Below are 11,871 nucleotides of genomic sequence, written 5' to 3'. Positions count from 1 at the left end.
AAGACTACGCCGGCCGCATCCAACAAAAAAGGCCGGGCACTAACCCGACCTTCCGGATCATCTCGATGCGATGTGCCAGTACATCCGTGGTCACACCGCAGAGATGAAAACTAAGCAGCCTGCAGATTGTCTGCTGCATTCTTGCCGGACCGGCGGTCCTGCACGATGTCGAAGCTCAGCTTCTGGCCTTCAACGATGGTCTGCATACCGGCGCGTTCAACGGCGGAGATGTGGACGAACACATCATTGTCGCCATTGTCAGGCGCGATAAAGCCGAAACCTTTGGTGGTATTGAAGAATTTCACGGTACCAATAGTCATACGATTTTCCTTTCAAATCGTCATGGGGGTTCGATGCCGGCAACTGCCGAACATCAGAGAGTTCGAATTTGAGGGAAGATCGTAGGGGCGCTTGGCAGCGCGAAAACAAAGTTCAACAGCAATTTCGATAAACATCGTGTAGAGGCAGATTGCGTCGAAAGCAAGGCTGGGCGGAATAAATAGGCCGCCCGCCTCCGCAAACCCTAAAGCAAGCGCAGGAAAAAAATCAGGCTCATCACCGTTCCCACGATGATAACCACGGCGCGCACCACGGAAGCCGGGAGCGCGCGGGCGAGCGGCGCTCCCGCATAGCCGCCGACCGTCGCCGCGACCATCATCACAAGCGCCTGCGGCCAGGCCACAATGCCGGCGAGCGCGAATGTGGCCACCGAAATGGCCGAAAGGATGAAGGACAGGCCGTTTTTCAGGCCGTTCATCGTGTTCAGATCGCGCATGCCCCAAAGCGAGAAAACCGCCAGGAGAACGATGCCCAGACCGCCATTGAAATAGCCGCCATAGATCGCAACGAGGATCGTGCTGAACCAGCCCTCCCCTGTTCCGGTCCCGAAACGGCGGGCGAGGCTTTGTATCTTCGGCCCAAAGGCGAAAGTGAGCGTGGCAATGGCCAACAGGAAGGGGACGACCAGCGAGAACGCCTCATTGGAGGACACAAGCAGAAGAAGCGAGCCGGCAAGCCCGCCAATGGCCGTGAGACCGGCAATGCGGACAAGGCGCCGTCGATCGAAGGCAGCAATCTCAGATCGGAAACCGAGCGCGCCGCCAAGGTAGCCTGGGAACACTGCAACAGCGCTGGTGGCATTGGCAGAAACGACCGGAACGCCGGCATAAACGAGTGCCGGAAAGGTGAGAAACGTTCCGCCGCCGGCGACCGTATTCAGTGTGCCGGCAAAGAATGCGGCAACTGCCAGAATGAGATAATCTTCCATCGTGGTCCCTGCTTCGATGCGCTTGGCAGAGCTGCACTAACCCAACAAGGTCGACAGGCCAATGGCCTCTGCGCGTCAGCGATTGGTGCAGGTGGCATGCCCGCTTTGGCAACAACATTGGGATGCGTCACCGACAACCCTTCAACCTTTGTTGTGAATCTGACATTAGGGAAATCGTGAAGGGACTTTGAGCGCTGACCCCACGGCGAAGCGCTTCGTAGCATGCTGGATATCCCCATGGAGAATAGCCCTGTGATCAGCATGACCGGCTTGATCGGTCCGACGATCATGCTCGTCTTTGCGATCGGTTTCATATGGGTGTGGTGTGTGGACAGGCGTCATCTGCATTCCGCCATTCTCGCCGTCGCCTGCGCATTGTTCGGTCTGGCTCTGCTTTCCCAGGTCCTGCAATGGCCTGCGGGAATTGGGCCCAATGCGCTCTTCTCCGGGTTTCTCTACACGCTGGCCGTGGTGCTGGCGAGCGTGGGCATATTGCGTCGCGCCGGCAAACGACTCGGGTTCGCCTTCGGTGTTTTGCTGATCGCCGCCATCATGATTTCGTTGTGGTATTTCGCCTATGTTCAGCCCAATCTTCTGGCTCGAATCTATGTGCAGAACTTCGGCTATGGTGCCATACTGCTCCTCGTGGCGTTGCGCATCCTGCCAAGCCGCAACACCGGAAGGGCCGATCATGTTCTCTTTTGGGTGTTGCTTGCCTTTGCATTGCATTTCTTTCCGCGAACGCTGCTGACGGCAAAACGCTCTCTGCCCACGCTGGCTATGGCTCCCGGCGATTCACTGTTCTGGCAGACGCTGCAACTTTCGCTGTCTGTTATGGGGGCCGCTCTTGCCCTGACGGTCCTTGCCACGATCCTGACCGACGTGATGAAAGAATTACGGCAGGACCGGGACCTGGACGGGCTGACAGGCGTCTTGAACCGTCGCGGTTTTGAAGAGACGGCAGACCGCCACCTGGAATCACGGCGTCGGGCGCCACTTGCCCTCATCGTCTGCGATCTGGATCATTTCAAGCAGATCAACGACACGCTCGGCCATCACGTCGGCGATGCAGCCCTCAAGGCGTTTGGAAACATGCTGCGCAAATGCGCGCGCTCGAGCGACATTGTCGGCCGGATCGGCGGCGAGGAATTTGCGCTGCTACTGCCCCATACGGATCTCGCAGGGGCACGTGACCTGGCTGAACGCTTGCGTAGCGCCCTTTCCTCCAATACGCATTCGATCCACCAAAGGGATGTTCGGCTTTCGGCAAGTTTCGGCGTCGCCCTGAAGAATGCTGACGACAATCTTGCCACGCTGCTTATGCGGGCGGATCGCCACCTCTATGACGCCAAGCAGGCAGGTCGCGACCAGATCGTATCTGATCCTGCACCGCCCTCGTATGGCAGCGATACGGGCGCTGCCCCATCCAGCCCGGCGCCGAGTACCTGAGGGCACGGGCAACTTCAGTTGCCGGTTTCGCCGACAGCAGCAAGTGTGCATTTCACGAAATCCCGCACGAACGGGTTCATGCTGTCTTCGCGCCAGGCGACAACCAGAGAGACGGCCTTTGGCAGTTTGGGAAGCTCGCGGTAAACGACGTTTTCCATCGGCGTCATGACAACCCAGGCCGGGACGATGCCGACGCCTATGCCGGCTGACGCCATGGCAACGACCGTCATGGTATGGCTGACCTCCTGCACCACTTTGGGGACAAAGCCTGCCTTTCGGCAGTGTTGCAGGACAACATCCTGATAGCTGACACCGACGATAGAAGAATAGGTAATGAAATTCTCGTCGCGCAGATCCTCGACTTCCAGGTTCTTGCGCGCGGCAAGGTTCGATTCTGCCGGAAGCACTGCAACGAACCCCTCCCGATAAATCTCCCGGTAGGCAATACCGGAAGCCGTGCGCGGAGGACGCACAAACGCCACGTCGATTTTGCGATCCTTCAAAAGGGCGAGTTGCTCTTCCGTAGTGTGAATCTGCATGTCAAGAAGCACCGAGGGGTTGCGCCGGCTGAATTCGCGCATCGCTTTCGACATGAAATTGTAGAGACCAACATAGACGGCGGCGATACGCAAACGGCCGGAAGAAAGACCGCCTGCCGCCTGTGTCTCTCGGATGCCCTCTTCCAAAGACACCAGCACCTGCTGCGCCTTTTCAAACAAAACCCGTCCGGCCGGTGTCAGCGTCACGCTGCGGGTGGTGCGGTCGAACAGCCTGACACCAAGCCGCTCCTCCAATTGGCGGATCTGCTGACTGAGCGGTGCCTGCGACACGCCCAGCATTTCGGCAGCCCTGCCAAAATGCAGCTCCTGCGCGACGCGCATGAAATAGCGTAGATGGCGAAGCTCGATGGCGCCAAGTGACTGCATCGCAATGCCCAATTAATATACAGAACAGAAAAATAGCGTCGATAAATATATTGGACAACCAATATTTGACCATGCTTCCGTAGCTGAAAAAGAGAATGGGGACCCCCGTGAAAGACCACAAACCAATGGACCTGGTGCGTCCGCTGAGGATCGCTGTTGGCGTCCTGCTCATCATCGTCGTGAGTGTGACGCTGCTGCAGATTTTCCTAAGGTATTTTTTCAATGCACCACTCGTGTGGAGCGAAGAACTCGCGAAACTGCTGATCGTGTGGATCGCGTTCATCGGAGCGGCGGCGGTTTGCTGGGATGGCCGGCATCTCAATGTCGATGTGTTTTATCTGATGTTGCCCAAAGGGTTGCGCACGATGGTGCGCTACATCAATGCGACCCTTTCCATCGGTTTTCTTGCAATTTTGGGATGGACCAGCGTGAAGCTGGTGATCCTTGAAAACATGCAGGATCTCTCCGCCCTGCCGCTTCCTGCGGGCGTGGTGCGGCTGGCTGCAACGGTGGGCGCCGCGTTGATGATCGCAGCGATCATCGGACGCATCGTCTATGTCCGGCCAATGCACCGCCAGACCGATCCGGCCTATGGCCATGAAGACCCCATGTGATCCGCGGACCCCACAATGCTGACCATCTCGATTATCGGACTTCTCCTGGTCCTTCTGTTCATGGGGCTGCCGCTGGTGTTTTCCATCGGCATATCCTCCATGGTGTATTTCTTCTTTGCCGACATTAATCTGGCGCTTCTGACCCAGCGCATGACGGCCTCCATCAATTCCTTCCTCATTCTGGCGATCCCGTTCTTCTTCCTCGCCGGGGAACTGATGAATGCCTGCAAGCTGACCGACCGCATCATTGCCATGGCGAAGGCGCTGGTCGGGCACATCCACGGCGGCCTTGCCCAGGTCAACATCTTTGCGAGCCTGATCTTTTCTGGAATGTCGGGGTCTCCAACCGCCGACACCACCGCGCTCGGCTCGGTGCTGATCCCGGCCATGAAGAAGGAAGGCTATCCCGCACCGTTCTCTGCCGCGGTGACCGTCGCCTCTTCCATGGTGGGGCCGATGATCCCGCCGAGTGTCGCGCTCGTGATCTATGGCACGCTCGCCAATGTCTCTATCGGCCGTCTGCTTCTGGCGGGTATTTTGCCGGGCTTCGTGATCATCGGAACGCAGATGCTGTTCACGTATTTTTATGCGCGCAAACGGAACTTTCCCCGTTATGAGCGAGCGACGCTGCCGGAGCTTGCGACTGCGATCAAGGGCGGTGGACCGGCCATTCTCTTCCCGGTCATCATCGTGGCGGGCATTCTGTTCGGCATATTCTCACCCACCGAGGCGGCAGCCGTTGCGGTGCTCTATGGCCTGCTTCTCAGCCTGTTCTACCGCAATGTGAAGGCCGCCGACATCTGGGGCGCGATCCAGAACACGGCGCTCGGCACGGCACGCATTCTATCCATCATCGCAGTGGCTTCGGCCTTCTCGTGGATCATGGTGCGCGAGCAGGTGCCGCTGGCCATCGCCGATGGCATCTCCACCATCTCGGAGAACCCGGTGATCGCACTCTTCGTGATCGTTGCGATGCTTCTCGGCGTCGGGCTTCTCATGGTCGCCTCCTCCGCCGAAATCGTTCTGACGCCGATCCTCGTTCCGGTGATCCTGCAATTCGGCATCGATCCGGTGCATTTCGGCGTGCTGATGGTGTTCAGCCTGATCATCGGCGGCGCAACACCGCCTGTGGGTGTGCTGATGTTCATCGCACAAGACATCGCAAAGATATCCCACGGCCAGATGGTGAAGGCGATGCTGCCCTTCTACATCCCGCTTTTCACCGCGGTCGTGCTGCTGGTCCTGTTCCCGCAGATCAGCCTTTTCATTCCCAACCTCGTGTTCGGAAACTGAGCGTTCAATGACTTTGGAGTCCATGCATCAATGAGTACCGCGAAGAAGCACCTCCTGGAGGACATGACCTTTCTGGAATTCCAGGAGCGGATGGGCGAGGATCCGGTGATCCTCATCCCGCTCGGCTCACAGGAAATCCAGGGGCCGATGGTGCCGATGGGCGACTTCATGCTGACCCGTGAAATTGCCAGCCGCGTGGCGGAGAAAAGCGGGGCCATTGCGGCACCCACCATGCCCTTTGGCTATGCGGAATATTTTCGCTCGGTGCCAGGCGGCATTGCCCTTTCGGCCGATGCGTTCCGCGCCACGCTGCGCGACATGCTCGACAATTTCCTCGACCACGGGCTGACGAAACTTGTGATCGTCAACGGCCACAGCGGCAATGCCCCACTGATCGACCAGGTCATACGCGCGGTCCGGCGCGACCATGACGTGCTGGTTCCCTGCATCAATCTATGGCGTTCGATTCCCGATACCCTCTGGCAAGAGGTGCATGGCGAGTTCGGCAAGAAGGCGTTTGCGCATGGCGGCGACCCGATCACTTCGGTCTATCTGCACCTTTTCCCGGAGCTCACCCGCATGGATGCCGTGGAGATCGACGCCGAGTTCGGAAAGATGATCGACCTGCCCACTGCCGGGCTTGCCGCGGTGCGCTTTCAGGGCACGGAGATCGGCCTGCCGGTCAATGTGGACGATCACTGCTCCAACGGGATCGCCGGCGGTGACGCCTCACGGTCTTCGGCCGACAAGGGCGCCCGTTTCGTCGATCACCTCGTGACGTTCTGCTCCGACTTTGTCGAGCACATGCGGTCCGTTTCTTCATCCACAAAAGCGAAATCAAAAGGGGAGTATGCAGCATGAAGATGAAAGCACTCGCACTCAGCGCCGTTCTTCTGGCGACGGCCAGCGCACAGGCGGACGAAATCCGCTATGCGCTCTGGGCCCAGCCGGGCGAGGCACAGTATGAAGGCGCCCAGGAGTTCAAGCGTGTGGTGGAGGAAAACTCCGATCACACGGTGACGATTTTCCCGGGCGATCAGTTGGGCACCCCGCGTGAGGTTTATGCGCAGATGGCGCTCGGCTCGACGCAGATGCTGGCAAGCGGCGATCCCGGCCTCAAGGAAATCGAATATCTCGCCCTGCCCTATCTGATGAACGGCATCGACAACTACAAGAAGGTGCTCGATACGGATTTCGGCAAGGAATGGAACGAGCGTCTGACGGCTGAACGTCAGGTGCGGATGCTTGGCTTCATGCCGCGCAGCCCGCGCCAGATCAGCGCCAATGTGGTCATCAATTCAATGGACGATCTGAGCGGCCTGAAGCTGCGCGCACCGGAACGCGACTACTATGTGGAATCGCTGCGGGCTCTGGGCGCCAACCCCACCCCGATGGCCTTCGCTGAGGTTTACACCGCCCTGCAGACCGGCATCGTTGACGGGCAGGAAAACCCGATCGAGACGATCTATGCCCAGAAATTCTACGAAGTGCAGAACGGCGTGGCGATGGTCGATTACATCAACAAGCCCGCTTATGTGGTTATCAGCGATCAGTTCTGGCAGGGGCTTTCGGAGGAAGACCAGGCACTTCTCCAGAAAGCCAACGATGCCTCGACCGCAAAAATCAACGAACTGATGCCGGACCAGACCAAGAAATACATCGCCGAGATGGAAGCGGCCGGCGTAACGGTCACCCATCCCGACAAGACGCCTTTCATGGAAGCCACGCAGTCCGTGCGCGACAACCTTGGCAAGGGTGTCTGGGGCGAAGACGTCTACAATCAGATCGTCGCAATCGGCAAAGAATAGCCGATCCCCTGACGACAACTGCCGGCGTGGTCCTGACAGGCTGCGCCGGCCATTTTTACTTTTCGAGGACTGCAGCCCAGCCATGAGTGAAGAGCACAACCTGCGCGCGCGCATTGAAGAGATCACAGCCGAGATCACACCGCGCCTGATCGAAATCCGCCGGCAGCTCCATGCCAATCCGGAACTCGGCTTCGAGGAATACGAGACCTCGGCGCTGGTGATGCAGGAGCTGACACGTCTCGGAGTCGATCATCGCTCCGGCATCGGAAAAACCGGTGTCGCAGCCACCATCGGACAGGGCAACGGCAAGACGATCGGAATTCGTGGCGACATGGACGCGCTGCCGATCGAGGAAACCGCTTCGCCGGAATACAAGTCACGCAATCCGGGCAAGATGCACGCCTGTGGGCACGACGCACACACGGCCATTGCGCTTGGTGTGAGCGAAGTGCTGGCACGCCTTTCAGATGCTCTGCCGGGACGGGCTCTGATGGTGTTTCAGCCGGCGGAGGAAGGGCTGGGCGGCGCGCGCGCCATGCTGGAGGACGGCCTGTTCGAGTGGGTCGAACCCGACATCATGCTCGGCTACCACAACTGGCCGCTGATCGACGGCGGCACGATCGGCTATCATCCGAAAACGGCCTTCGCTTCCACAGACCCGTTCGACATCACCATCACCGGCCAGTCGGGCCATGGGGCGCACCCGCACCTTGCGGTCGATCCCATCGTTGCTGCCGGCAATCTCGTTTCCTCGCTCCAGACGATCGTTGCCCGCGAGATCGCCCCGCTGGAAGCGGCGGTGGTGACCATCGGCTCGATCAAGGGTGGATCGGCACGCAACCAGATCCCCGACAGTGTGACGCTCGAAGGCACGACCCGCAGCCAGAACCCCGCCGTACGCGAGGCGGTAAAGGCCGCCATTGAACGCGTCTGCGCAGGCATTGCGCTGACCCATCGGGTGACCTGCGAGCCGACCTTCCTGACCGGCGTTCCGCCTGTGGTGAACGATCCCGACATCCTGCAGCCTGTGCTTGAGACCGCACGACGCATGATCGGCGACGACAAGGTGATCGAACTGCCGCAGGGCTCCATGGGCAGCGAGGATTACGCGGAGTTTTCTACCCGTGTGCCAAGCGCACATCTGAGGATCGGCTCGCGTCTCAAGGACCGAAAGACGATGCTCCATCGCAGCGATTTCGACCTGGACGAGGCGTGTATTCCAACGGCGGTGAAGGCCATCGCGGCGGCGGCCATCGACCTGATGAAGCGTTGAACCGGCCTCGGACAATCTCTGTTATCCCACGACAAAGCCCGGGCAGTTGCCCGGGCTTTGCTGCTTCCGCTTCTGTTCAAGCGATCGCGCGTTTGGCCATCGCCCGGATCAGATTGGCGCGGTAGGCGGCGTCGCAATGGATGTCGGACATGAGCCCGTCTGCCGAGATGTCCGCCCCGTCCACCGCCGCGGCAGACCAGTCCTTCGAGAGCGCCTGTTCCAGCCCCTCATGGCGGAACACGCCATCCGATCCGGCTCCCGTGACTGCAACGCGCACGGCGCCACCAGCTTTGGCCACGAAGACCCCGGTCATGGCGTAGCGCGAGGCTGGATTGGGGAATTTTGCGTAGCCGCAGGCCTCCGGAGCCTCGAAGCTGACGGCGGTGATGATCTCGCCCTCATCCAGCGCCGTGGAGAAAAGCCCGGTGAAGAAATCACCCGCGGCAATCTCGCGCCGGTTTGTGTGGATCGTGGCTGCGAGCGCCAGAAGACCCGCCGGATAGTCTGCCGCCGGATCGTTGTTGGCGATGGAGCCGCCGATGGTTCCCTGATGACGCACAGCGGGATCGCCGATGCCGCCGGCCAGCTTGACGATGGCCGGGCAGACCTTTGCGAGTTCGGCATTTTCGGCGACCGCCGCATGGGTGGTCATGGCACCGATGGTGACCTTGCGCCCCGATATCTTCACGCCCACAAGATCTGCGATGCCGCGCAGGTCGATAAGATCCGAAGGCGCCGCAAGCCGGTGCTTCATCGTGGGAAGCAGGGTCTGGCCGCCGGCAAGCAACTGCCCGTCGGAGGCGGCAGAGAATTTCGCAGCCGCATCGTCGACGCTTGCGGCACGGTGATAGGTTACATCATACATAACTGGCCTCCCTATTCTGCCGCGATCTTTGTCGAAGCGGCCTGCAACGCGGCCCAGACGCGCGGCGGTGTGGCCGGCATCTGGAGATCGTTGTTGCCGATTGCATCGGTGATGGCGTTGATGACCGCCGGCGGCGTGCCGATGGCCCCCGCCTCACCGCAGCCCTTCATGCCGAGCGGGTTGGACGGGCTCTTGGTGGAATGATGGTGGATGACGAAGCTCGGCACATTGTCGGCGCGCGGCATGGTGTAGTCCATGTAGCTGGCCGACAGGAGCTGCCCGTCCTCGTCATAGACCACGTTTTCAAGCATCGCCTGGCCGACGCCCTGTGCAATGCCGCCATGCACCTGTCCCTCCACGATCATCGGGTTGATGATGGTGCCGAAATCGTCGGAAGCGACGAACTGGACGATCTTTGTCTCGCCCGTTTCGGGGTCCACCTCCACTTCGCAGACATAGGTGCCTGCCGGGAAGGTGAAGTTTGCCGGATCGTAGAACGCGCCCTCCTTCAGCCCCGGTTCCATGCCGGCAGGCAGGTTGTGGGCGGTGTAGGCCGCAAGGCCAACCTCGTGCCAGGCCATGGACCGGTTGGTGCCCGCCACCTTCACCTCGCCATTCTCGATGACGAGATCGTCTTCGGAGACTTCCAGCACATGGGCGGCGATTCTCCTCACCTTGGCTTCCACCTTGTCGAGCGCCTTGACGATGGCCGACATGCCGACCGGGCCGGAACGCGAACCATAGGTGCCCATGCCAAACTGTACCTTGTCGGTGTCGCCATGCACGATCTGGATGTTGTCGATGGGCAGACCGAAACGCTCCGCCACCACCTGGGCGAAGGTGGTTTCATGCCCCTGCCCGTGGCTGTGGCTGCCGGTCAGGACCTCGATCGTGCCGACGGGATTGACCCGCACCTCGGCACTCTCCCAAAGGCCGACGCCAGCGCCCAGCGAACCGACCGCCGCCGAGGGCGCGATGCCGCAGGCCTCGATATAGGAGGCGAGCCCGATGCCGCGCAGCTTTCCACGTTTGGCCGCTTCCGCGCGACGGGCAGGGAAACCCTTGTAATCAGCCGCCTCCAGCGCCTGATCGAGATTGCCGGCAAAGTCGCCCGCATCATAGGTCATGATCACGGGCGTTTCATGCGGGAACTGGCGGATGAAATTGATGCGGCGTAGCTCTGCCGGATCGACGCCCAGTTCGCGTGCTGCCGTTTCCATGATGCGCTCGACAAGATAGCACGCTTCCGGGCGACCGGCGCCGCGATAGGCATCCACCGGCGCCGTGTTGGTGTAGACCGCGCGCACATTGCAATAGATGTTGGCGACGTCGTACTGGCCCGAAAGAAGAGTCGCATAGAGATAGGTCGGCACAGCCGAAGAGAACAGCGACATATAGGCGCCGAGATTGGCGATGGTGTCGACCTTGAGGCCGACAATGCGGTTTTGCGCATCGAAGCCGATCTTCGCCGTGGACACATGATCGCGGCCATGCGCATCGGTGAGGAAGGCCTCTGACCGGCTCGACGTCCATTTGACCGAACGCTTGGTTTTCATGGAAGCCCACAGGCAGGCGATCTCCTCCGGGTAGATGTAGATCTTGGAGCCGAAGCCGCCGCCTACATCGGGGGCGATGACACGCAGCTTGTGCTCTGGCGCGACCTGATAAAAGGCGGAGAGCACCAGTCTCGCCACATGCGGGTTCTGGCTGGTGGTATAGAGCGTGTAGTGGTCTTCCGCCTCGTCATAGGTGGCGATTGCCGAACGCGGCTCCATCGGGTTCGGCGACAGGCGGTTGTTGAGGATCTTCATCTCCGTAACGTGCGCGGCGCCGGCAAGAGCCTTGTCGACGGCTGCCTCTTCGCCCAGCCCCCAGTCGAAGATGAGGTTTCCGGGCGCATTCTCATGAACCTGCGGTGCACCACCTTTCAGCGCATCGACCGCATGCACGACGGCCGGGAGTTCTTCATAATCGACCTCCACGGCTTCTGCGGCAGCGCGTGCCTGGGCCTGCGTTTCGGCCACGACGAGAACCACGGCATCGCCCACATAGCGCACCTTGTCGGTGGCGAGCGCGGACCACGCTCCCATGTTCATGGGGCTCCCGTCCTTCGAGTTCACCGCCCAGCCGCAGATGAGATTACCGATACCATCATCCGTCAATTGCTTACCGTTGAGGACAGCAATCACACCGTCCATCTTCTCCGCTTCCGCGCTGTCGATGGACTTGACCTTTGCGTGCGCGTGCGGGCTGCGCACGAAGGCCGCATAGGCCTGCCGTTCGTTGCGGATATCGTCGGTGTACCGGCCCTTGCCGGTGATGAAGCGCTTGTCTTCCTTACGGAGGACCCGGGCGCCAATGCCTTGTTCGCTCATC

The 11,871-nt window shown here is 60.2% G+C and carries 11 protein-coding genes; 6 read left to right on the top strand and 5 right to left on the bottom strand.

Features of this window, described 5'->3' with window-relative positions:
• Positions 1-110 precede the first annotated feature (110 nt).
• Both AC2CHD_RS10035 and AC2CHD_RS10030 read right to left on the bottom strand, forming a co-directional pair.
• Entirely contained in the window at positions 111-320 is a 210-nt protein-coding gene (locus AC2CHD_RS10035; protein ID WP_229447997.1) for a cold-shock protein, read from the bottom strand.
• Between the two features lie 203 nt (positions 321-523).
• Positions 524-1,267 carry a sulfite exporter TauE/SafE family protein gene (locus AC2CHD_RS10030; protein ID WP_229447998.1) on the bottom strand — a complete coding sequence of 248 codons (744 nt, stop codon included), beginning with the start codon at positions 1,265-1,267 and terminating at the stop codon, positions 524-526.
• Positions 1,268-1,504: 237 nt separating this feature from the next.
• On the opposite strand from AC2CHD_RS10030, the gene AC2CHD_RS10025 reads away from it, so the two are divergent.
• Entirely contained in the window at positions 1,505-2,716 is a 1,212-nt protein-coding gene (locus AC2CHD_RS10025) for a GGDEF domain-containing protein (RefSeq protein ID WP_484553557.1), read from the top strand.
• Between the two features lie 14 nt (positions 2,717-2,730).
• Here AC2CHD_RS10025 and AC2CHD_RS10020 read toward each other — a convergent pair whose 3' ends face one another.
• Positions 2,731-3,642 carry a LysR family transcriptional regulator gene (locus AC2CHD_RS10020; protein ID WP_229448002.1) on the bottom strand — a complete coding sequence of 304 codons (912 nt, stop codon included), beginning with the start codon at positions 3,640-3,642 and terminating at the stop codon, positions 2,731-2,733.
• Positions 3,643-3,749: 107 nt separating this feature from the next.
• Here AC2CHD_RS10020 and AC2CHD_RS10015 point away from each other — a divergent pair, with 107 nt between their 5' ends.
• From AC2CHD_RS10015 to AC2CHD_RS09995, 5 genes are all read left to right on the top strand, one after another.
• The gene (locus AC2CHD_RS10015) at positions 3,750-4,256 is read left to right on the top strand and encodes a TRAP transporter small permease (RefSeq protein WP_484553556.1); all 507 of its coding nucleotides are present in this window, start codon (positions 3,750-3,752) and stop codon (positions 4,254-4,256) included.
• A 15-nt stretch (positions 4,257-4,271) separates the two neighbouring features.
• Positions 4,272-5,549 carry a TRAP transporter large permease gene (locus AC2CHD_RS10010; RefSeq protein WP_229448005.1) on the top strand — a complete coding sequence of 426 codons (1,278 nt, stop codon included), beginning with the start codon at positions 4,272-4,274 and terminating at the stop codon, positions 5,547-5,549.
• A gap of 30 nt (positions 5,550-5,579) precedes the next feature.
• Complete coding sequence (locus tag AC2CHD_RS10005; RefSeq protein ID WP_484553555.1) at positions 5,580-6,410, top strand: creatininase family protein; 831 nt, start codon at positions 5,580-5,582, stop codon at positions 6,408-6,410.
• Positions 6,407-7,357, top strand: coding sequence for a TRAP transporter substrate-binding protein (locus AC2CHD_RS10000; RefSeq protein ID WP_484553554.1), 951 nt, complete (start codon positions 6,407-6,409; stop codon positions 7,355-7,357). The genes AC2CHD_RS10005 and AC2CHD_RS10000 overlap by 4 nt, the downstream gene beginning before the upstream one ends.
• 82 nt (positions 7,358-7,439) lie before the next feature.
• A complete protein-coding gene (locus AC2CHD_RS09995) occupies positions 7,440-8,630 on the top strand; it encodes a M20 metallopeptidase family protein (protein WP_484553553.1) in 1,191 nt (396 codons plus the stop codon).
• 76 nt (positions 8,631-8,706) lie between these two features.
• Here the strand turns inward: AC2CHD_RS09995 and AC2CHD_RS09990 are convergent, their stop codons facing one another.
• The gene (locus AC2CHD_RS09990; RefSeq protein WP_484553552.1) at positions 8,707-9,495 is read right to left on the bottom strand and encodes an FAD binding domain-containing protein; all 789 of its coding nucleotides are present in this window, start codon (positions 9,493-9,495) and stop codon (positions 8,707-8,709) included.
• Between the two features lie 11 nt (positions 9,496-9,506).
• On the bottom strand, positions 9,507-11,870 hold the full coding sequence (locus AC2CHD_RS09985; protein WP_484553551.1) for a xanthine dehydrogenase family protein molybdopterin-binding subunit: 2,364 nt from the start codon (positions 11,868-11,870) through the stop codon (positions 9,507-9,509).
• Position 11,871 lies beyond the last annotated feature (1 nt).

Source organism: Nitratireductor sp. ATLC21 (assembly GCF_057196525.1).
The sequence above is the reverse complement of the archived record's forward strand: the minus strand, read 5'-3'. Positions and strand labels throughout refer to the sequence as shown.